The organism is Flavobacterium niveum (assembly GCF_055231775.1).
Map to the genome: position 1 here is coordinate 792,700 of NZ_JBUYSX010000001.1, position 20,486 is coordinate 813,185.

General features: G+C 41.9%; 19 protein-coding genes and 1 pseudogene. 5 read left to right on the top strand and 15 right to left on the bottom strand.

Annotation, left to right across the window (positions count from 1 at the left end; all coding sequences use genetic code 11):
• The first annotated feature begins 222 nt into the window (after window positions 1-222).
• Together ACZIX4_RS03275 and ACZIX4_RS03280 are read left to right on the top strand one after the other, a co-directional pair.
• Window positions 223-786, top strand: coding sequence for a DUF4256 domain-containing protein (locus tag ACZIX4_RS03275; RefSeq protein WP_463334180.1), 564 nt, complete (start codon window positions 223-225; stop codon window positions 784-786).
• A gap of 111 nt (window positions 787-897) precedes the next feature.
• A complete protein-coding gene (locus tag ACZIX4_RS03280) occupies window positions 898-3,366 on the top strand; it encodes a DUF5686 and carboxypeptidase regulatory-like domain-containing protein (RefSeq protein ID WP_463334181.1) in 2,469 nt (822 codons plus the stop codon).
• A gap of 75 nt (window positions 3,367-3,441) precedes the next feature.
• Here the strand turns inward: ACZIX4_RS03280 and ACZIX4_RS03285 are convergent, their stop codons facing one another.
• Together ACZIX4_RS03285 and ACZIX4_RS03290 are read right to left on the bottom strand one after the other, a co-directional pair.
• Window positions 3,442-4,158, bottom strand: a complete 717-nt coding sequence (locus ACZIX4_RS03285; RefSeq protein WP_463334182.1) for a tRNA threonylcarbamoyladenosine dehydratase — start codon at window positions 4,156-4,158, stop codon at window positions 3,442-3,444.
• Window positions 4,158-4,796 carry a TatD family hydrolase gene (locus ACZIX4_RS03290; RefSeq protein WP_463334183.1) on the bottom strand — a complete coding sequence of 213 codons (639 nt, stop codon included), beginning with the start codon at window positions 4,794-4,796 and terminating at the stop codon, window positions 4,158-4,160. Before ACZIX4_RS03290 ends, ACZIX4_RS03285 begins: the two co-directional genes overlap by 1 nt.
• A 75-nt stretch (window positions 4,797-4,871) precedes the next feature.
• Here ACZIX4_RS03290 and ACZIX4_RS03295 point away from each other — a divergent pair, with 75 nt between their 5' ends.
• A complete protein-coding gene (locus tag ACZIX4_RS03295; RefSeq protein WP_463334184.1) occupies window positions 4,872-5,222 on the top strand; it encodes an iron chaperone in 351 nt (116 codons plus the stop codon).
• A 7-nt stretch (window positions 5,223-5,229) separates the two neighbouring features.
• On the opposite strand, the gene ACZIX4_RS03300 is transcribed toward ACZIX4_RS03295, so the two are convergent.
• Both ACZIX4_RS03300 and ACZIX4_RS03305 read right to left on the bottom strand, forming a co-directional pair.
• Window positions 5,230-5,634 carry a DUF1456 family protein gene (locus ACZIX4_RS03300; protein ID WP_463334185.1) on the bottom strand — a complete coding sequence of 135 codons (405 nt, stop codon included), beginning with the start codon at window positions 5,632-5,634 and terminating at the stop codon, window positions 5,230-5,232.
• A 96-nt stretch (window positions 5,635-5,730) separates the two neighbouring features.
• Window positions 5,731-9,783: a T9SS sorting signal type C domain-containing protein gene (locus ACZIX4_RS03305; protein ID WP_463334186.1), complete on the bottom strand. Its 4,053-nt coding sequence runs from the start codon at window positions 9,781-9,783 to the stop codon at window positions 5,731-5,733.
• Window positions 9,784-10,088: 305 nt separating this feature from the next.
• Here ACZIX4_RS03305 and ACZIX4_RS03310 point away from each other — a divergent pair, with 305 nt between their 5' ends.
• Together ACZIX4_RS03310 and ACZIX4_RS03315 are read left to right on the top strand one after the other, a co-directional pair.
• Window positions 10,089-10,691, top strand: a complete 603-nt coding sequence (locus ACZIX4_RS03310) for a DUF4142 domain-containing protein (protein WP_463334187.1) — start codon at window positions 10,089-10,091, stop codon at window positions 10,689-10,691.
• Window positions 10,692-10,710: 19 nt separating this feature from the next.
• Window positions 10,711-10,875 carry a lmo0937 family membrane protein gene (locus ACZIX4_RS03315; protein WP_463334188.1) on the top strand — a complete coding sequence of 55 codons (165 nt, stop codon included), beginning with the start codon at window positions 10,711-10,713 and terminating at the stop codon, window positions 10,873-10,875.
• Between the two features lie 76 nt (window positions 10,876-10,951).
• Here ACZIX4_RS03315 and ACZIX4_RS03320 read toward each other — a convergent pair whose 3' ends face one another.
• The 11 genes and pseudogenes from ACZIX4_RS03320 to ACZIX4_RS03370 all read right to left on the bottom strand — a co-directional run bounded on the left by ACZIX4_RS03320 (window position 10,952) and on the right by ACZIX4_RS03370 (window position 20,378).
• Window positions 10,952-11,749, bottom strand: a complete 798-nt coding sequence (locus tag ACZIX4_RS03320; protein WP_463334189.1) for a T9SS sorting signal type C domain-containing protein — start codon at window positions 11,747-11,749, stop codon at window positions 10,952-10,954.
• Window positions 11,750-11,986: 237 nt separating this feature from the next.
• Complete coding sequence (locus ACZIX4_RS03325; protein WP_463334190.1) at window positions 11,987-13,045, bottom strand: nucleoid-associated protein; 1,059 nt, start codon at window positions 13,043-13,045, stop codon at window positions 11,987-11,989.
• A gap of 137 nt (window positions 13,046-13,182) precedes the next feature.
• Window positions 13,183-13,453 (bottom strand): annotated as a pseudogene (locus tag ACZIX4_RS03330) (four helix bundle protein).
• A 58-nt stretch (window positions 13,454-13,511) separates the two neighbouring features.
• On the bottom strand, window positions 13,512-14,054 hold the full coding sequence (locus ACZIX4_RS03335; RefSeq protein WP_463334191.1) for an IS1096 element passenger TnpR family protein: 543 nt from the start codon (window positions 14,052-14,054) through the stop codon (window positions 13,512-13,514).
• An 86-nt stretch (window positions 14,055-14,140) separates the two neighbouring features.
• Window positions 14,141-14,530: an SMU1112c/YaeR family gloxylase I-like metalloprotein gene (gloA2, locus tag ACZIX4_RS03340; protein ID WP_463334192.1), complete on the bottom strand. Its 390-nt coding sequence runs from the start codon at window positions 14,528-14,530 to the stop codon at window positions 14,141-14,143.
• 9 nt (window positions 14,531-14,539) lie between these two features.
• Window positions 14,540-14,911 carry a VOC family protein gene (locus ACZIX4_RS03345; protein ID WP_463334193.1) on the bottom strand — a complete coding sequence of 124 codons (372 nt, stop codon included), beginning with the start codon at window positions 14,909-14,911 and terminating at the stop codon, window positions 14,540-14,542.
• A gap of 58 nt (window positions 14,912-14,969) precedes the next feature.
• Window positions 14,970-16,166: a porin family protein gene (locus ACZIX4_RS03350; RefSeq protein ID WP_463334194.1), complete on the bottom strand. Its 1,197-nt coding sequence runs from the start codon at window positions 16,164-16,166 to the stop codon at window positions 14,970-14,972.
• Between the two features lie 32 nt (window positions 16,167-16,198).
• Window positions 16,199-17,413, bottom strand: a complete 1,215-nt coding sequence (locus ACZIX4_RS03355) for an outer membrane beta-barrel protein (RefSeq protein ID WP_463334195.1) — start codon at window positions 17,411-17,413, stop codon at window positions 16,199-16,201.
• 21 nt (window positions 17,414-17,434) lie between these two features.
• Window positions 17,435-18,655: a hypothetical protein gene (locus ACZIX4_RS03360; protein ID WP_463334196.1), complete on the bottom strand. Its 1,221-nt coding sequence runs from the start codon at window positions 18,653-18,655 to the stop codon at window positions 17,435-17,437.
• 159 nt (window positions 18,656-18,814) lie between these two features.
• A complete protein-coding gene (locus tag ACZIX4_RS03365; protein WP_463334197.1) occupies window positions 18,815-19,882 on the bottom strand; it encodes a hypothetical protein in 1,068 nt (355 codons plus the stop codon).
• A 94-nt stretch (window positions 19,883-19,976) separates the two neighbouring features.
• On the bottom strand, window positions 19,977-20,378 hold the full coding sequence (locus ACZIX4_RS03370) for a hypothetical protein (RefSeq protein WP_463334198.1): 402 nt from the start codon (window positions 20,376-20,378) through the stop codon (window positions 19,977-19,979).
• Window positions 20,379-20,486: the final 108 nt, after the last annotated feature.

Sequence of the window (20,486 nt, forward strand, 5' to 3'; positions counted from 1 at the left end):
TAACCTGCGTAAAATTAATGTGTATATGTACCTACGTTATAAAAAGTGAGGTACATACCTTGCCAACAGCGGTAAATACTACTGCGGCAGGCGGAACAAAAGTACGTTTTCCGATTAAGTATTTCAAGGGTGGGAGAGAATCTTAACGCGGGCATTGTTATCAATAATATCTACTTATTTCAATTGTCGTATCTTAGCGTACAATCAAAAAACAACAATTACATGGCAACCTCAAAAACATTATCTACACAGGAAACAGAAGCGCTTATTAGTATACTCAAAACCCGTTTTGAGAAACATCTGAAACGCCATGAGGATATCGATTGGGCAACTGTACAAGCCAAACTGGAGGCTAATCCGCAAAAACTGTGGTCACTCAGCGAAATGGAAGATACCGGCGGTGAGCCTGATGTGATAGGGTTTGATGATGCTACAGGCGAATACTTGTTTGTAGACTGTGCTGCCGAAAGCCCCAAAGGACGCCGCAGTTACTGCTACGACCAAAAGGCATTAGATGAACGCAAAGAACACAAACCTGAAAATAGTGTGGAAGCAGCTGCTGATGCTATGGGTATTGAGCTACTGGATGAAGAACAATACCGAAATTTACAGCAACTCGGCACTTTTGATGCAAAAACTTCGAGCTGGATTAAGACACCTGATAGCATACGGAAACTAGGGGGCGCCATCTTTGCCGACTACCGCTACGGTACTGTATTTGTGTATCATAACGGGGCATCGTCTTATTATGCGGCACGCGGTTTCCGTGGGCTGCTACGGGTTTAAGGAATGTCGCTTAATATTTTTCTTAAATTTTTCGCATACCATACAACCCTATTGTGCCGTTATACGTCTATCCATAAAACGGGTACAATCATTAACCAATTATTAACCTAAATGAAACAATTACTTACACTACTGCTGGTGCTGGCAGGCTTTTCGCTACAAGCACAAATCAAAGGGCGTATTACAGACAAAACGGGGCAGGGCATCCCATTTGCAAGTATCACCATTGAAAACACCTACAACAACACTACTGCTAATGAAAACGGCGGCTACGAAATAGCTGTTAAGGAACCGGGAAAATACACACTTGTATTTCAGAGCATCGGTTTTAAAACCAAAAAAATCACCGTTAGTGCCACCACACTGCCTTATACGCAGGATGTAACCCTGGACGACGATGCTTACGAACTTAAGGAAATTGTAGTAAGCAATGCCGAAGATCCGGCTTACGAAGTTATTCGCCAGGCGATAAAAGCTAAAAAAGCGAACAGCGAAAAGCTGGGACGTTTTGAAGCCGATTTCTACAGCAAGGGTATTTTCCGTGTGGCAAACCTGCCGAAGAAAATGATGGGTATGACAATTGAAGGCCCCGAAGGGTTGGACAAAAACGGTAACGGTGTGATTTACCTGAGCGAAACCGTATCGCACATTACTTTTGAGCAGCCTGATAAGCTTAAGGAACGCATCATAGCCAGTAAGGTAAGCGGCAGCGACAGTGGTTTTAGCTACAACACCGCGCTGGGTACCTTTTATAACTTTTACGACGACTATATAGATTTTGAAGTAAAAATGATTTCACCTATTGCCAAAGGCGCGTTGGGTTACTACAAATATAAATTTGAAGGCAGCACGTTTGACGAGCAGGGCCACGAAATCAGCAAGATAAAAATAATCCCGAGGAGGGATAAAGAGCCGGTGTTTGAGGGCTATATTTACATTATCAGCGGAAGTTGGGCCATTTATGCCATAGATGTGGATATTAAGGGCTATCGTGTACAGATGCCGCCACTTGAAACGCTGAACCTGCAACAGAATTTCAGCTTTAACGAATCGAACGGGCTTTGGTCTAAAAACTCGCAGACGTTTGACTTTAAGGCGGGTATGTTCGGGATTAATTTCTCGGGTAAGTTTACCCACGTGTACAGTAACTACACCTTCCACGATAAGTTTGAAAAGAAAACCTTTGGGCACGAAATAGTGTCTTATGAAAAAGAGGCTAATAAAAAGGATTCAACCTACTGGAAAACTACCCGCCCTGTGCCGCTTACTGATGAGGAAGTGAAGGACTATGTGCAGAAAGACAGTATTCGTATTGCTAAAAACGACCCTGTAAGGCAGGATTCTATAGCTAAGGCCAGGAACCATTTTTCTATAGGTGATATACTTACCGGGCACACCTGGTACAGCACACGTAAAGACAGTACTAAAACCATATATACCAGTGGCTTTACATACAACGGCTTTGACCTTCCGTCATTCAATACAGTACAGGGCTGGAATGTTGAAAACGGCCTGGGTTACAGGAAATACGGGGGCAAGCTTCCGTTTTCAGTAGGGGCGACATTTAATTATGGACTTGCCGAAGACCGCCTGAGGGTGCGCGGTAGCTTTGCGCCGACAATTAAAAAAATAGGTACCTTTTACTTTAACGGAGGTAACAGCATAGAACAGTTTAACCCGAACGAACCAATATCGCCACTGGTGAATATGGTAAGCTCGCTGGTATTTAAGGATAACTACATGAAGCTGTACGACAAAACCTTTGCAGGTGTAACATACTCACGTACGTTGTTCGACAGGATAACGTTAACAGGAAGGGTAGAGTATTCGCGCCGTAAAGCATTGTTTAACAATACCGATTATGTATTGATTAAAAATAAAGACGATTACTTTTCTAACAACCCGCTTAACCCGTTTGATAATACCAGCGTACCGTTTGCCACACATTATGTAACCAAGGCCAGCCTGAACGGTAATTTTATCTGGCCATATGATTACATTAGCACACCGGGCGGTGGAAAGATGAAAGTAAGTGAAGACATTTACCCAAGCCTGGGCTTCCACTACGAAAAAGCTTTTGCGGCCAATAAAGAAGAGTACAAATATGACTATGCCAGCGTATTCTCTACCTACAGGACCAGCTTAGATAATAAGGGCGACTTCGGGGTATCGGTTAAAGCAGGTAAGTTCTTTGGGGCTGATGATATTTCGTTTGCCGACTATAAGCACTTTAACGGTAACCAAACGCACTTTACAGATAAAAGTGACAGGCTAAGCGCTTTCAACATGCTGCCGTACTATACTGCCAGCACTAACAACAGCTTCCTTGAGATACATGCCGAGCATGACTTTAAAGGCTACATTATGAACAAAATACCGCTGCTAAACCTGCTGCAATGGAACCTGATTGTAGGCTACCACGGCCTTTTGACACCTGATACCAAGCCTTACCACGAGTTTACTGTAGGCTTCGGCAACATAGGTATAGGGGCATTCAGGGTGCTGCGTGTAGATTTTGTACATACCCAGATAGGTAACGTAGGTTCAAACGGGGTAATGTTTGGGGTAAATATTGATTAAGATAATCTAATGCCAAATAGAAAAGGGCTGCTTCATAGTTTTGAAGCAGCCCTTTTTATTATATATGCTGAAAGGCTATTTTTTCAGCAAATAACACACCACAGTTTCGGCGGCATGTAGGCCAAACAATGCAGGCATCCAGCTGTTAGTACCAAAGAACGACTTTTTAAAGTTTTGCCCGTTGGTCATTTTAAGGCTACTTTGGTCCGGTGTTTCTACAGAGAAAACGGCTTTTACACCTTTGCTTATGCCTTCTTTTTTAAGACGCTTACGTACCGTTTTAGCTAATGGGCATACGTCAGTCTTACTGATGTCGGCTACACGTACTTTAGAAGCCTCATATTTGCCTCCTGCCCCCATATTGCTTATAATCTTAACCTTTTTACGCTTGGCGGCGATAATCAGGTTCAACTTAGGTGTAATGCTGTCTATGCAGTCCAGCACATAATCAAAGTCCGGTGTTACCAGCTCAAAGGCACGCTCCGGAGACAGGAATTCCTCTACACGGGTAAGGTTAAGTTCAGGGTTAATGTCCATAAGCCTGTCGCCTACAATCTTCACTTTTGGTTCGCCCACAGTGCTGTGCAGCGCCGGGAGCTGGCGGTTAATATTGGTAATATCTACGGTATCACCATCAACAATGGTCATATTGCCCACACCGGCACGGGCTATAAATTCGGCTGCAAACGAGCCTACGCCACCCAGGCCTACTACCATTACTTTTGCATTCTTAAGTTTTTCGAGCCCTTCTGCCTTAAACAAAAGCTCGGCCCTTTCCTGCCATACTGCCATTATAAAAATATACTTTTAAAGTTAGCCGCTACCTGTGCGGTTAGCGTATGAATATCCATTTCCCTTGCTGTTGCTGCCTTGGCATATACCTCGTTTATCGTTTCCTCTATCATGTCGGTTTCCAGTAAAAACCTGTCGGCCGGTATTGTTGCAAATACACCACCTAACTCCGGGTTGCGCAACAGGTACTTGCCAAACGATATATAAAAACCGTTATCCAGTAATTGTTTTGCCACCTGTGCATTTTTACTGAACCCGTGGATAACCATTGGCACTTCCACATTCAGGCGCTTTTTTATTTCAATCAACTCCTGGAATGCAGCAACAAGGTGCAAAATTACAGGTTTTTGGTGTTTTTTTGCCAACAATAATTGTTTTTCAAAAACTTCTGCCTGTACCTCAAACGGAATTTCGATGCGCTTATCCAGTCCGCACTCGCCCAGGGCAAGGCAACCGGGCAGTTGAAGCCGTTCTTCTATGATTGCCAAATGCTCATCAAGCTTGGCTATATCTATGTGCCAGGGGTGTATGCCGGTAGAAAACAGTGGTATATCTATCGCTTCGTAAGGATATTTGTTTACCACCTCAAAAACATCGGGATTGTTAGTATAATGATGCGTGTGAAGATTGTAGAGCATGATTAAAAAATATCAGTAAATTTAGGTAACGGAATTTTATATCACAAGCCTCCGGCAGAAATCAAATCATTGCTGATGAAATCACAACCACTAAGCACAGTAGATGAATACATAGCGCAATTCCCGAAGGAAGTACAATTGCTTTTAGGACAAGTACGTGAAACCATATTAAATGCCTGCCCTGATGCAGTGGAAAGCATTAGCTATGGTATGCCTGCTTACAAACTGAATAAAAAGCCATTAGTATACTTTGCCGGCTATAAAAACCACATAGGCTTTTACGCAACCCCTACGGGGCATGAGGCTTTTAAGGAGGCTTTGAGCCAATATAAGCAGGGGAAAGGCTCTGTACAATTCCCAATAAATGAACCGATGCCTTTGCAGCTTATTGCCGAAATTGTAACCTTCAGGAAAAACAACCTTTAGCGGTTTCTTATTTTTTCCCGTTTTTAAAACGCACCTTCTCTACTATTGGTTCTGGCTTTTTAGCCTTGGCAAGAGCCGTCTTTTTAAAGGTTTTATCTGTTGTCTTTTTTGCGGGTGGGGCAGAGGGCTTGGCCGATTGCTGTTTTACCGCCTGTTTGTTTTGTGCCAAAACATCCTGAGGGTTTTTTGGGGCATCTTTAGTGCCACGCAGGTGAATGATAAGCCCGTTAAGGAAATTGCGCAATACCTGGTCGCCACAGTCCATATAATTAGGGTGGTCTGCGTTGCGGAAGAATGCACCCAGTTCTGCCTTGGTAATCCTGAAATCTACTAACTGTAATATTTCTACTATCTGGTCGTCACGCAGTTGCAGGGCTACGCGCAGCTTCTTAAATATATCGTTGTTGTTCATGTAGTGTTTTTGGCAAAGTTAGCCTTTTTACAGGTGCTATAAAAAAATAACCGCCACATTGTGGCGGTTATTGGGGGAACAATATAAAAGGGGGACTTAGAAGACAATACGTTTGCTTACTTTTCCATTTACAGTATTAACTTCTACAATAAGTACCTGCTGCTCTGCGGCAAGGTTGCTTATTTTAAGTTCTGTATTGTTAATACCATTTTGGCTGTAAAGCTGACGGCCGCGGATGTCAAATATCGTAACACCGTTCATCATTGCATTTCCGCTGTTAATACCTATTGTTGTACCTTCAGTATACACTATTACAGTGTTGTTTGTAAGTGCAGGGTTATCAGTACCAAGAGCTTGAGTAGTGTAGATTACATCAAAACGGTTTTCAAATGTACCGGCTTCAGTACTAAATGTGTAGTCGAATTGAGTAAGGTCACGCACAATACCTTCTACGTTATCCCTAACATAGATTTTCTGGCCCTCGGTAAATATACCGTCTACGTGGTCAAGGGTTATGGTAAATGTACCAGCTGTAGGTGCTGAATATGCTACCGGCACTACGTCTGTGGCTTCAAAGCCCGGCCTTGCCTGTATGGCAAGCGGAGTTTCTTCCACTATAGAGTATAGTACTGGCAAGTTGTTTTCTGTAAATTTCCTTGCATCGTATCCGTAGTCAAGGCCAAGTGTACCTTCCTGCTCAAAGTAACCTATCATGGTTTGGCTTGATGCATTGTTTTCACCAATAAGGTTTAGCCATAGGCGAGAACCTGTACCTGCATTTGCATTTGCGGCAGCTGCAGCTGACTTGAAGAACGCTTGAGAAGCTCCCGGAGCACTACGGCGCATGCTGTTTGTAAAGGTAAGCTGTGGGTTAACAGCACCATCTTTTGTTTTTACAAAGAAACCTTGTCCCTGAGATACTAACCAGGTTCCGTTACCACCGGCATAGAAGCTTGCCTGCTCTGCACCACCGCCTACAGTAGAGTTAACTACATAACCCGCCTGGCTTAACGTAGCGTATGATGTTTGAGTATAGTCGTTTTTCTTCCTCCAAAAATAGATACCCGACGTTAGGTTAATAGCGTTGGTGTTTGCAGTGAAGAAATCTATAACGCTTATTGGCGATGGGTAAGGGTTACCTACTGCTGTAAAGCGCTCACCAAGGTTGTTTAGTGGGTAAGTAAATGTACCATTGTGTGGTGCACCTGTAAAGATACCATTAAAGTAATAGTTATCTGTACCCGCTATATATTCGGCAGGAGTAGTAACACCATCATTAGTAGTACCTGTTACGTTACCGCTAAGTACGTTTGGCATACGGATAAGGTAGCCTTTTGCAGTTGCAAATATTGTAGAGCTGCTTATTGGCCAGTAAGCGTTCATGTATGTAGTACCACCATCTGTAGTGTCGTATTTGTACTCGTAGAAACGGGTGCTTGAAGTAGCAGGAGAGAAGTTATAAAGGCTCTGCCCGTCTACCGGTGAAGACCATAGTGTATAATCCAGCCTGTATAGTGGGTTACTGGTTTTGTGTATAGTAATGTTACCACTGTTTACAGCATCAGTAATCTGCACAAGCGCAGCATTATTGTTAAATGTAAGGCTACTGCCCGAAGCTACGTTTACCCAGTTTTGAACTGTTGCAGTGTAGCCTGTAGGTACAACTACGTTAGCATTGTTCTGCACTGTAAGTGTACAAGCGGCAAAGCTTGACGGTGCAGTGTAGCTTGCGTTGAATATTACGGCCATTCCGCCTACAGGGAAACCGTTGCTCCATGTGCTGCCATCCCATATTGTAGAACCTACAAAAAGGGTAATCACGTTAGAATAAACCGAACCACAATCGCCACTCTGTACAAGTGCACGGAAGTAAGTAGTTGCAGTAATGGTACCTATTTCGGCGCTGCTTAGTGTAGCAGTAGTATTGTTTATTTGTGTGTATGAAGCGAAGTCAGAAGTTAGTGAACGCTCCCAGCGTACTACGCTTCCTGTATAACCTGTAAGGTTTATTGGGCTTGCAAGGTCGCTGTTACATACGTTTTGGCTTGGCGAAAGCGTACCTGCATTTACAGTAGGTGTTACTGTTACAGGGCTTACTGTAGACGTAACAGTGGTACATGTACCGCTGCTTACAACAGCCCTGAAGTAGGTGTTAGCGCTAAGTGCAGCTGAAGTGTATGATGCCGAAGTAGCATTAGCTATGTTACTCCAAGTGTTGTTGTCTGTAGATTGCTGCCACTGTATTGTACCGGTATAGCCGCTTAGTGTTACTGTTGCGGTGTTGCCTGCACATATTGTAGACTGTGTAGCTGTAGCGCTGCCGGCAACCGGTGTACCATATACAGTAACCTGCATTACAGGAGAGTAAGTAGGCGCACAGCTAAAGTTAGCCGGGTATGTAGCTACATAGTAGTACTTAGTACCTGCAGCAGTTACAGGAGGGGTATAGGTTGAAGCATTAGCACCGTTTATAGCGGTACCACCTGTTGTAGTTGTACCTGTACCGTTGTTAGATGTTTCATACCACTGGTATTGTGGGTTAGTTCCGGTAGCAGTAGCGCTTAGAGATGAAGGTGTACCCTGGCAGGTATTAAAACCTGTGGCACCTGTAGTGTTAAGGAATATAGTGTTTAGGTATGCCATGTTACTGAAGGCAGCACCCGAAGCATTTGTAACCACACAACGGTAGATACCATAATCTGAAGCGCTTACGTTTGAAATGGTAAGTGTAGCCGAAGTAGCACCGCTTACGTTACCGCCACTATTAATGGCAACACCATTCTTTTCCCACTGGTAAGTAGGGGTTTCTGTACCGCTTGAAGTATTGGTAAGTGTTACAGAGAATGTAGCAGTACCACCCGGACAAAGGTTTTGGTCTGCAGGCTGTGAAGCGATTTCCGGCGCAGGTATGGTAAAACTATCCCTGTTATAAGCCATAAACGCCATATCGTCAGTACCGTTTGTAAGTACTTTAAAGTGTGCTACGTTTACCCTGTTGGTTTCGTTTATACCAAAATCAGAAAGTTTGTATGCAAGGATACGGATGTCCCTTGTAGGGTTACCCGGGGTACCCACAGCATTTATCGTAGCTGTATTAAACGATTGACCCGATGTAAGGGTAAAAAAGTCGGTTTTATAAGTACCAAGTTTGTTTATAGATGCCATGTTGATTTCAACAGGTACACCTATAATGTTACCGGCACTGTCTGTAAAGCAGTAAGTAGTAAACGCACTGCTTGTAGGTTCGGCCACCTGTGTTACCATAATATCCGGTTCAGCATCTGTAGCCTTACCGAAAATAATAGTACCCGAATCAAATGAAAGTGGGCTTGTAGCAGGAAGGTTAGTTAAACCTGTACCAAGTCCAAGTCCGCGTGTACCGTCAATAAGTACGTCACGTGCTGAAAGGCCCACAACCGATGGTGCGTTGTATATTGAAGCTCCCGCATTACCATCAATCATACTGGCAAGTACTATATATACACTTGCCCCTGTAGGTACATTACCCGAAATGTTGTTAATAGGGATAGCCCTCCAGTTACCTGCCGTATAGGTTCCTGTAGTGGTGGCGTTGCTGCCACCCAGTACGTTTGTAATAGCGGCTTCGTTACCGGTACTGTAAAGTGTGCTACCGTACCTGAATGCCATAAGGCTGTGTTGAAGGTCTGGTTGTACGTTGTTTACCGGATATGTAACTCCGCTGTTGTTAACTCCGTTACCACTGCTCCAGTAGCCATTGTAGTCAGTAATAATACGGTTTACAATAGCATTGCTTGGCGTAGTGGCACACGGTGTGTACGTATACGAAACAGCATTACTGGTTAGTGTAGAACCAGATACAACTTTAGAAACAGCGATGTATTTTGTAGATGCTGCGCCACCTGAAGCTACAACAGTAGGTACAACTACAGTAAGTTGTGTAGGTGAGTTAAATGTTGTGCTAAGTGCAGCGACTGTGCTACCGCTACTTCCACTGGTGTAGAAGAGAACGGTTGTACCGGAGGTAAAACCTGTACCGGTAATGGTCATTGTTGTGCGGTAAGTTACATTAGTAGGCGCTGTTGCCGTAATGGTAGGCGCCTGTGCGAATAATGTAGTTGCGCACAGCAAAAAAATGAATAATGAAAACAGCTTTGTAATTTTTTTCATGGGATCTTGGGGTATTTATGCTACAAAAGTAAGTATGAAATTCCGACAAAATGCATTACACAATCGTTAAAATGCATATTTTAACGACGAATTGCATTCTTTTTTATGTTTTAGAAGTTTTATTTTGAAATATTTAAAAAATAATCTTTAAAGCTGAAATTGTTCTAAAACATTTAATTAACAAATGTTAGTTTTTTTGGGATATATTTAAGAATGAGAGTTTTAGTATTGGCAAAATGCTAAGAAAATACGTTGTAGCAGAGTTGTAATTTTGTAACTGAACAACAATTTAAACAACATTCAACATGAAAAAGATAGCATTATTATCAGGAAAGTTTATACTTATGGCAGCATTGTTTTCACTTTCGCTTACATCGTGTAAACAGGAGCCAAAACCTGAAGATTCAAAGGAAGCTGCTGAAGAAGCCAACGAAGAAAAATTTGATGACACTACGCAGGAGGATAGCCTGGAAGACGACTCTGAGTATCTTGTTAATGCCGCGGCTGTTGACTTAAAGGAAATCGAGTTGGGTAAGCTTGCACAAACCAAAAGCGCTAATACAGATGTTAAAGGCTTGGGTAAAATGATGGCCGATGCGCATACTACTTCGCTTACAGGGCTTAAAGAGTTGGCAGCCAAGAAGAATATTACGCTCGCTACAGCGGTAACTGATAAAGGGCAGGAAACTATTAAAGATTTTACTGAAAAAACGGGTACCGATTTTGACAAGGCTTATGCAGATAAAATGGTGGAAGCCCATGAAAAGACCATTGATGAAATAGAAAAGGCTGCTGAAAAAGCTAAAGACCCGGACATCCGTACATGGGCAGCGGGTTTGTTACCTACACTACGGGCACACCTGGAACATGCCAAAGCTGTTAAAGTAAAAACAGACGCATTGAAGTAACAATTTTAATTAAAAGCATATGAGGAGTTTTCTATATATAATAGCCGTAATACTAATTATAGCTTGGGCTTTGGGTAGTTTTGCCTATCATGCCGCAAGTGCATTAATACATTTATTATTAGTATTGGCTATTATAGCCATATTGTATAACCTGATTTCAGGAAGGCGCAGGCCACTGGATTAGGAAATAACCCGGATTTTTAAATGACGAAAGCCGATACATAGTGTACCGGCTTTCGTTTTTTATCAGTTAAGCAGTGTTAGAATACAATCTTTTTAGATGTGGCTCCTTTGGCAGTATGCACTTGTACTATTACAAGCTGCTTTTTAGCCTCAAGATTATTTATAATAGCTTCGGTATCGTTAATACCTGTTTTTGTATAAAGCATTTTTCCGTTAAGGTCAAAAACTGTAATGCCCGTAATGGGGTCATTACCCGATTTTATACCAATTGCCCCTGAATTTTGGTACACAGTTACACCCGCATTTTGGGCAGTAATGTTATCTGTACCTAAAGCGGTTTCGGTATACTGTACCTGGAAACGGTCGTTAAACTCGCCGGCTTCTGTGTTAAAGCTGTAGCCGCCTTCACTAAGGTTAATTACAGAACCATCTGTCTTATCCATAATATATACACTTTGGCCCGATGAGAATACACCTTCTGTATGGTTTATTTTTATGGTGTACGTCCCCGCTGCCGGAGCTGTGTAGCCCATAGTAACCACATTGGCATCGCTAAATGCGGGCAATGCCTGTATGATTAAGTGGTATTCTTCTACAATACTGTACAGTGAAATTACATTTGATTCCTGGAAAATGCTTGCGTCATAGCCATAATCTATACCAGCAGTACACTGGGGCAGGTAAACAATAGCAGTTTGTGCAGAAGCACCGTTAGTGTTGGTAATATCAAGGTATAAGCGCGAAACAGGGGTAGCAGAAGCAGGCTGAACCTGCAAACAGTTGGTGTCAGCTACATTTTTTGCAGCATATGCCGGGCAAAACGCTGCAATGAAAATTATGAATGTAGCAATCTTGGAGGTAGTTATATTTTTCATATATTAAATTTACTGCTGTAAAATTATTAATATGATAATATTTAACATTAAATTTACGTGAGTCTGCAATTTAATACAGTTCAACGGCAGTTTAATGTAGATGAACTGTTAAATAAGCCGGTTTGTAAGCCTATTCGTAATATTTTTTACTGAAAATCAGCGATGTAAGTTTGGTGTAAAATAAAAAGCACCCGAATGTTATCCGGGTGCTTTTCGTATTGTGTTTGCTAAGGAATATTAGCTCTTTTGCTCCTTATTAAAGTATACCAGGTAGTAGTACATCTGCTTTTCTTCGTCCCAGCCTTTTTCCACAAATTTCTCTGCGCTGTCGGCATTAACAAAGTCCAGTTTTATCTGTATGTTAGTATCCAGGCTTATTACGTTCTTTATTTTTTTGCGTGCATCGGTTACCGCAGCATTCGCAATAGGGAAATTGGTAACGTCTTCTATACTGTACTTAGGCGCTTTTTCTACCTTGTAGTTTTTAAACTCAGGTATCAGGTCAGGGTTGTCCAGTACCTCGTTAAGGAAAGCCGTTTCTTCAAACTCATCGTTCTTGGCAAAAAAGTTTACCGAACGGTTCATAAACATTACTTCCTCCTTTTTGTCTTCGGCAGGCAGTACCACGTCTTTAGCAAAGTCCTTTACAAACTGCATGTACTTTTTAGTCATGAAGTTTTCGTCCTGGAAAACGTCCACACTAAGGAAATGTTCCAGCCAGTAACGGGCATCGTAGCGGTTGTGGTCTATGGTAAGTATCTTGTAGCCTTCTTCTTTCTTGTAGTTGAATATAAGGCAGCCTTTATCCAGCTTATTCAGGTTGATACCCTGTTGCAGTTTCATTTCCAGGTTGCTGCCTTCTTCGTCTACCAATAGGAAATCGGTTTTAATCTCGCTTTTAAAGATACCTATAGCATCTACCGGGTTGTTGTCTATGGTAAGATTCGTAAGGTATAGTACGTACACCTCGCCATTTTTTATGTGCGGGTGGTTGCTTTGTTCAAAAAGGTGCTTGGTTATTTTCTTAGACACCTCATGGGCCGAACCGGGGTTGTTAAATACTTCCGATGCGTAGTTGTACATATCGTTGTAATCTAAATCCACATCATGGGCAAACTGGTAGTAGTTCTCCTCCTTTTCGCGGAACGGCTTAAAAAAATACTCCTTAAGCAATGGCGTAAGCTCATCGCTAAGAAGATATGGGGCGTCTGATAAAAATATAGCCTCACTGCGGCTTTTGTTCCCTACACGGTGCACCGAAAGGGTATCTATATGTGCATTAAATAAGTTAATCATCTCTTAGAGCTACTTAGCTACTTAGTTGCTTAGCTTCTTAGCAAACAACATTAGCTGTCTTGTTTAATTTTATTAATAAATGATGTGAGCATAATTTCCAGCTCACGGGTATTGTCATACAGGCTTTTAAAAGTAACCTAGTCAATGTATCGTATGTTATACGCTATTTCAATTTGGGTTTGTAACTCAAAAAGAGACCCAAGGGTAATGCCAAAAAAACGTTTCAGTTCAATATCACCACCCCGGCCGTAGCCTTCTGCAATATTGCTGGGTATTGATATACTGCAACGCCTTTTTTGACTTAAGGCCATAAACCTCTTCTTTTGGGAAAGCCTTGGTTACTTCATAAATTTTGGTAACGAGCGCCATTGACTTTTGCCAGATAAGCAAATTCCTAAAATTTCCCATAATTATATTCTTGGTGGTTGGCTAAGTGGCTTAGAAGCTTAGCGGCTCAGAAGCTTTTTTAATTCCAATTATGGTCATCATAACCGCCATGGTCTTCAAAGCCTTCGTCGTTAAACATATCCAGGTCTTCATCATCATAGTCGTCGTCAAATTCGCCATAGATGTCATCATCCATATCGGCACTGAAAGCATTTTCAGGGGCGCTGGCAGGCATTTCACCATGGGCAAAAAGCAGGTCAGGGTAAGCAGTAGCAGCTTCCGGTTCCTCTATAGCGGCAAGCTCTACAAAGAAAGTCCACATGTTAAGGAAATCGTACACGTAAATGATTTTTGTATTGTCCTCATCAAGGATATCATTCAGCGCGTAGTTAGCCATTGTTTTTTGTTCGCCCGGGGTATCACCGGTATCAAACAACGGAATTTCGTCGCCCTGGCTCCATTCGTCGTCACTGGTGTAGAACGAACCCGGCTCCAGCCCGTCAAAGCCAAACGCGTTAATAATGGCGTTGTGCAGGTCTTCAAGCGTATCTTCTTCTAATATAGCTATATCCCTGAATACATCTTCCTCAGCATCAAGGATCACCCTAAATTTATAAACCATATCCTGTATAATTATTTAGGCCAAAGGTAGCCATTAATTCTATATTTCTGTTTTTGGATTTCTGCAAAAAAATAATAATGCAATTATCACTTCACCTCATAAAATTCTATGGGCAGGCCGTCCGGGTCGGCAATGAAGGTAAAGCGGCTCCCGGTAAATTCGTCTATGCGAAGCGGCTCGTAGGTTACGCCCTTTTCATCCAGCCATTTCAGGGTTTCCTCAATATCCGGCACCTGGAAGGCTATGTGGCGGAGTCCCACTGCTTCCGGGCGCGACGGCCTTGCAGGTGGGGCAGGGAAGGAGAACAATTCTATAACATAGTCGCCGTTCAGCGCCAGGTCCAGCTTGTACGATTGCCGTTCTTCGCGGTAAATTTCGGCAAGGATGGTAAGGCCAAGTACTTCGGTATAAAACTTTTTTGAAATATTGTAGTCACTGCATATTATGGCAGTGTGGTGTATTTTGTGTATGTTCATAATTGTAATTTATCCCTGGCAAATCCACCAGTGGTTGCCAAAAGGGTCTTCAAAACCGCCGCTGTAACCGTAGTCCTGCTTAGTGGGCGACATTAACGATGTAGCGCCGTTTTGCAGCGCGGCACCATATACCGTATCGGCATTTTCTATATAAATAAACATGCCGCTGGTTTTTGGCGTCCACTGCTCGCTGCCACCGGCAAACATAACCACGGCATTGCCTATGCGTATTTCGCCGTGCATTATGGCCCTTTCGCCCTCGCCGGGTACGATAAGCTGCTCTGTAGCGCCAAATACTTTTTTGGTAAATTCCAGGAATGCCGCTGCATCATCAATAATAATGTAGGGCATTATAGGAAGGTATTGTTCCGGGATGTTCATGGTGTTTTGTTTTTGAGGTAAGTTACACAATAAAATCCGGAACAATATTATTTAAGCATTACAAAATCTGGTACGAAACCACTACGCCATAACTGCTGTAGTAGGCTGCACGGTTTACATAGTTAAGCAGGTCGCGCTTAAAGGTGTAGCGCAGCTCGGCGCCAAAACGCTTGTAACCATAACCTACACCGCCCAGCCAGTTCATGCGGTTTGAAAGGTCGAGTTTTGTATAACCACTCTGTATTTTACCATCGCCTATATTCACATTAATTGCATAAGCGGCATTTACAAACAGCTTTGAATTTTGGTTGAGGAACATATAGTAACGTATGCCCAGCGGTATGCTTACCGATTTAAACTCGGCGGTCCATTCGCGTTTTATCTGGCTTCCTTGCGAAAGGTATTCAGTTTCCTCATTTTTGTACGATGTAAAGTAAGGGTTAGTAAAAACCGACCACTTATTGTTATTAAACGGTAATACCATTTCGGCTTCGGCGCCAAACGTATACACCTGCTTGGTGTCAAATTCGTAAGTGGTGTAAGAGGTAAGGTACAACTCTGTTTTAAGCGATGCTATGGCCGCACCGGCGGTAACTTTAAGTACAAATTTCGATTTGTTTTGGTTAACGGTTTTGTCTACAGCTACCTCGCTGCCTGTGGTGCCGCTGTTTTTTATAAAGAAGTCTTTTAACGATTCTTCGCTATACTTCAGCCGGGCAAAAGAACTTTGCGGCAGCTTGGCATCGGCAAACAGGTAGGCCAGCTGGTACTGGTAGCGCTTGTTTTCCTTTACATGCTGGTCTTCTTCATATTGCTTGTAAAGCAGAAGTTGAGGCACGCTGTCGGTACTTCCTTTAAAAAAATACTTCCGTACGTTACCGTCTTCATAGCCGTAAAGTGTGGTTTTTCCTTCAACAAGTACTTTTAGGAAAAGTGTTTCGGTAGTGTAATCAGGGTGGGGCTTAGTATCAAGGTAACCAATGTTTGTAAGCGAACGTTCTATTTGTACGGTATAACGCTCAAATTTATACCCGCCGGTTTCAAAAGCCGACACATTGGTTATTTGTTGTTGCTTTTCAGTATCATTTTCATTCAGTTTATAGTCAAAGCTGGTAGGGTTGTTTTTCCAGGCTACATTTTTAATCAGGCATTCGGTTTTGTTTCCGCTGTTATCAATAAAATAACCGGGTTCAAATTTAATCTGTGCAATAACTCCTAAAGGCAGAGCCAACAGGAACAAAAGTAATTTTTTCATTGGTTTGTATATATTCTGAGATAATTTCAATGTTATAAAATGCGGTATGATAATACCAATCCATAGTTCTTGTAAGTGGCCTGACGGTAAGGTAGGGTTAAAAACTCCCTTACGGTATGGTACCTTAATTCTATGCCAATACGTTTGTTATAGCTATAACCGGCACCTGCCATCCAATTTGTTTTTAGTACGGTTTCGTAAGTTTCGCTGTCGTAGCTTATTTCACCTTTACCAGCCTTAAAACCGGTAACATAGGCCGCATTAATATGTAATCTTGATTTTGTGCTTAAGTACATATAGTAGCGCACGCCTAAGGGTATTGCTACATAATTTAAGTTAGCTTCCCAGGTTTCTTTATCGGCAGATCCGGGATAGAAATGTTTTACCTCTTTCTTTTTGTATTGATAAAATTCAGGGTTAGCAAACAACGCCCATTTGTTATGGTTAAAAGGGAATACATATTCGGCTTCAACCCCGACTCCGAATACCGGTTTTTGCTCAAATTCATAGCTATCCGAAAAATACGGCCCTAATTGTACATCTGCCAATAAATTGACCATGTATACCGCACCGGTAACCTTTAGTGCAAAATCAGATTTGCTTTGGTTTACGGTTTTATCTACAGTTTTTACTTCCTCTTTGCCGCTGTTGCTAATGCCGTTATTCTTTATAAAAAAATCTTTAAGGGCATCTGCATCGTATTTAAGCTTTGAAAGCCTGTCCTGCCCATCAGTAATGGCAAATATATAGGCAAGCTGGTTTATATAGCGCTTGTTTTCTTTAAAATCGCGTCCGTCTTTATAGCGCTTATATAGCAACAGTTGTGGTACTTTGTCGGTACTTCTTTTAAAGAAAAACTTCTCTACGTTTACACTGCTGTAGCTGTAAAGTGCCGTATTACCTTCAACGAGCAGCCTTAGGAACAGCGTTTCGGTAGTATAGTCGGGGTCGGGCTTGCTGTCCAGGTCGTCAGTGTTTACAAGCGAACGCTCTATCTGCACCGTATAGCGTTCAAATTTATAACCACCGGTTTCAAATGCGGTTATGTCTTTTATATCCAGTTGCTTTTCATTGTCATTTTCATTCAGCTTGTAGCTTATGCTTACAGGGCTGTTCAGCCAGCCAATATCTTTAATAAGGCATTCGGTTTTATTACCGCTGTTATCAATAAAATAACCGGGCTCAAATTTTATCTGTGCCAAAACTCCCAGCGGAAGCAGCAATAATAGTAAGAGGATTTTTTTCATGGGTTGGTGGAGTGTTAAAGGTTATAAAATAATATACTGCAACAGTATACCCGTACTGCTCAAATCTGAAGACCATAATGAGTATGCCCCGTTTATAGGTCGGGGTGTGTGGTAGCGTGCCTCTATACTCAGTGATTTATAACTAAGGCCAATGCCGGCCATCATACTGGTTTGCTGGTTTGTTGTGGCGGTTAAGTCAATTGATGCGTTACTATTTACCAGCCTGGAATAAGAAAGGCCACTTCGGTTGAAACTTTTAGAATAGGTATAGCCTGCATTAAGGTAAATTTTTGTATCACTGTTAATGTACATATAATAGCGGCCGCCAATATTAAAATCAATAGCCTGGTATTTTGCTTCCCAGCGGTTTTCTACTGCAGATGGGCCTGTGCCATACGTTTTGTTATCGGTATTTTTATAGCTATGGTAATAAGGTGCTATAAACAATGCCCATTTGTTACGGTTAAAGGGTAGCACCCATTCAAATTCGGCACCAAAAGCAGGAGCTATTTTACTTTTAAATGTTACTTCGGCTTCTGCGCTTGTAGGGTAATCTGCCGTAAGGCTCACAAACCGTGCTTCGGCACCTGCTTTAAGGTGTATGATGCTCTTTGTGGCATTATTGGTTTCGTCTGTATTTTCTGCCAGGCCATTGTAGCTTCTGAACAGTGCAGCCATATCTTTATCGTTGTACTCCAGATTCCTGAAGGTTTCGGGGGTGTTTATCTTATCCCGCATCAGTTGCTGCAGGGTGCTTTTATAGGTTTTGTTATATAATATTTTACTATCCTGCTTATACATTTTGTTAACAAGCGGCTGCGGTTCGGCATTACCGCTACCCATGTAAAAGTAGCGCAGGTTTTCGCCGTCAAAGTATTTATACAGGCAGAGGGGCGCCTCAACCAATACCTTTAAGAATACCGTTTCACGCTGAAATACGGGCTCACTGTTTTCGTTCAGGTAAGCCAGCTGTTCGTGCGAACGGTCTATGTTTACGGTATATTTCCTGAAGGTTTGACCGCTTACGTTTATTTCGATTGTGTTTTCGGTAGTTGCCTTTTGTACCTCGGCATTTTCCGAAGCTTTGTATTCAAAACTTTCGGGGGTATGCCGCCAGTCGCCGTTTTTTACAAGGCATTCTGTTTTATTACCTTTATTAGTAATGATATAGCCCGGCTCAAATTTAATCTGTGCAAAAACACCCAATGGGAACAGTAATAATAGTAAGAAGATTTTTTTCATGGGTTGGAGGTTTTAAAATAGCTTATAATTTATGAGAAGTGCTGTGCCCGAATATTTACTGCCCCAAAAGGCGTAGTTATTCATTATTTCCCTTTTGGGGTAATAGCGCAGCTCTATACCTGCATTTTTATAATAGTACGATACACCGGCTATAAAACCCTAACTGTTAGTGGTTTTGGCTTCATTTTCATAAGAAGAAAAATTACTTTCACTTTTAAATGTTACTGTATTCTTTCCAATATTTACAGAGTAGAGGTAGCCCAGGCCTAACGATATTTTAGAATTATCATTCAGGAAGAAATAATGTTTTATACCCAGCGGAATGTCTATAGTGCTGTAATTAATATCCCAGTGATAGTATTCGGTACTAAGCCCTTCATACCTTTGGGTAGTACCGCTTTGTTTGTAAGACTGATAATACGGCTGTACAAATACCGACCATTTATTTCTATTAACCGGCAGCACCCATTCGGCTTCTATGCCTATTTGCGGTACAACTTTAGCATCCATATCTATGCTTATGCCCGCGTCTCGGTTTGTGTTACTGGTAGCCATTAAGCCTGCACCCGCTACAATCCTGAAATTTAAAGTATGTTTAGGGCTGTCATGGTTGCTTACGTTAGTATTTTCCTGCCCGTTATATCTTAAAAATAATTTTACCAAGTCTTTTTCTATATACCCTGTTTTTTTAATGGCATCGTTGTCTTTTATACGGTCATTGAGTAGCTTGTACAGTTGCCCTTTGTATGTGTTATTGTACGCTAAGCCTTCTTCGGTTTTATAAGGCTTGTATACTAATTGTTCAGGGTTCAGGCCATTTTTGGCAGCAAAGAAGCGCAGCAGGTTGTTGTCCTCATATTTATACAAAAAGGCTTCGCCGGTTACCAGTTTTTGCAGGTATAAGGTTTCGTTTTCAAAAACAGGTTCCTTTATTGGGCTTATATCACTCAGGTCGTTACTGCTGCGGTCTATTTGTACAGAAAAGCGTTTAAAATGGTATTGGCTTACGCTAAATTCTGCCACATTATCCATTACTCCCTTTACGGAAGAAGCATCTTCAGTCAGTTTGTAGTCAAAGCTTTGCGGGTTATTTTTCCAGCCTAAGTTTCGGATAAGGCAATCTGTTTTTACGCCATTGTTGTCTATAACATAGCCCGGCTCAAATTTAATCTGTGCAAAAATGCTGAAACAAGGCATTAGTAACAATGCCAGCAGGAATTTTTTCATTGGTTGAGTGGTTATTAGTGATGCAAATGTAAAATTTTTTAACAACCTGCATAAAAAAAGCCACTTGTTGTAGTGGCTTTTCAGTAAAATATTTTTAGCGTTTAAATACCCGGGTGGTTCCGTTTTCGTCTGCGACACTGGTACTTATCACCAGGTTAGATTCTGTTATGGCAAAAGCCCCTTCATTATTACCGTTAACATACAGATAATCAATTCCCCTGTTCCTGTAAATCGAATATTGGTAGGTACCGGCAGGCAACCCTGCATAGGTATCTGTAGTAAGCGTCATTATTGTAGTAGTAACGGTAAGGGTATGGCCGGTATCGTTAAAATCCCATACTACGCTGCCTTCTTCATAATCTACATTAGCACCATCGGCGGCTGTAGCATTTATAAGATTCCATTTGCCGTTAAGGCTGTTTGTGTCCTCATCGCTACTGCATGACGAAAGTATAATGCTGCATATAACAGGTAGTATCAGTTTGTAAAACCTCATAGGCGGTAACAGTGTTTTTCTTTTGTTTAGGAGGGGCTAAAATATAAAAAATAATGCTACTATTTCGTTTTCTCTTGTTATGGTTACATTTCGTCCTGCTTATGCTAC

Coding starts and splice junctions, on each gene's coding strand:
- ACZIX4_RS03275 (WP_463334180.1), top strand. CDS start 223: ATGGCAACCTCAAAAACATTATCTACACAGGAAACAGAAGCGCTTATT.
- ACZIX4_RS03280 (WP_463334181.1), top strand. CDS start 898: ATGAAACAATTACTTACACTACTGCTGGTGCTGGCAGGCTTTTCGCTA.
- ACZIX4_RS03285 (WP_463334182.1), bottom strand. CDS start 4,158: ATGGCAGTATGGCAGGAAAGGGCCGAGCTTTTGTTTAAGGCAGAAGGG.
- ACZIX4_RS03290 (WP_463334183.1), bottom strand. CDS start 4,796: ATGCTCTACAATCTTCACACGCATCATTATACTAACAATCCCGATGTT.
- ACZIX4_RS03295 (WP_463334184.1), top strand. CDS start 4,872: ATGAAATCACAACCACTAAGCACAGTAGATGAATACATAGCGCAATTC.
- ACZIX4_RS03300 (WP_463334185.1), bottom strand. CDS start 5,634: ATGAACAACAACGATATATTTAAGAAGCTGCGCGTAGCCCTGCAACTG.
- ACZIX4_RS03305 (WP_463334186.1), bottom strand. CDS start 9,783: ATGAAAAAAATTACAAAGCTGTTTTCATTATTCATTTTTTTGCTGTGC.
- ACZIX4_RS03310 (WP_463334187.1), top strand. CDS start 10,089: ATGAAAAAGATAGCATTATTATCAGGAAAGTTTATACTTATGGCAGCA.
- ACZIX4_RS03315 (WP_463334188.1), top strand. CDS start 10,711: ATGAGGAGTTTTCTATATATAATAGCCGTAATACTAATTATAGCTTGG.
- ACZIX4_RS03320 (WP_463334189.1), bottom strand. CDS start 11,749: ATGAAAAATATAACTACCTCCAAGATTGCTACATTCATAATTTTCATT.
- ACZIX4_RS03325 (WP_463334190.1), bottom strand. CDS start 13,045: ATGATTAACTTATTTAATGCACATATAGATACCCTTTCGGTGCACCGT.
- ACZIX4_RS03335 (WP_463334191.1), bottom strand. CDS start 14,054: ATGGTTTATAAATTTAGGGTGATCCTTGATGCTGAGGAAGATGTATTC.
- gloA2 (WP_463334192.1), bottom strand. CDS start 14,530: ATGAACATACACAAAATACACCACACTGCCATAATATGCAGTGACTAC.
- ACZIX4_RS03345 (WP_463334193.1), bottom strand. CDS start 14,911: ATGAACATCCCGGAACAATACCTTCCTATAATGCCCTACATTATTATT.
- ACZIX4_RS03350 (WP_463334194.1), bottom strand. CDS start 16,166: ATGAAAAAATTACTTTTGTTCCTGTTGGCTCTGCCTTTAGGAGTTATT.
- ACZIX4_RS03355 (WP_463334195.1), bottom strand. CDS start 17,413: ATGAAAAAAATCCTCTTACTATTATTGCTGCTTCCGCTGGGAGTTTTG.
- ACZIX4_RS03360 (WP_463334196.1), bottom strand. CDS start 18,655: ATGAAAAAAATCTTCTTACTATTATTACTGTTCCCATTGGGTGTTTTT.
- ACZIX4_RS03365 (WP_463334197.1), bottom strand. CDS start 19,882: ATGAAAAAATTCCTGCTGGCATTGTTACTAATGCCTTGTTTCAGCATT.
- ACZIX4_RS03370 (WP_463334198.1), bottom strand. CDS start 20,378: ATGAGGTTTTACAAACTGATACTACCTGTTATATGCAGCATTATACTT.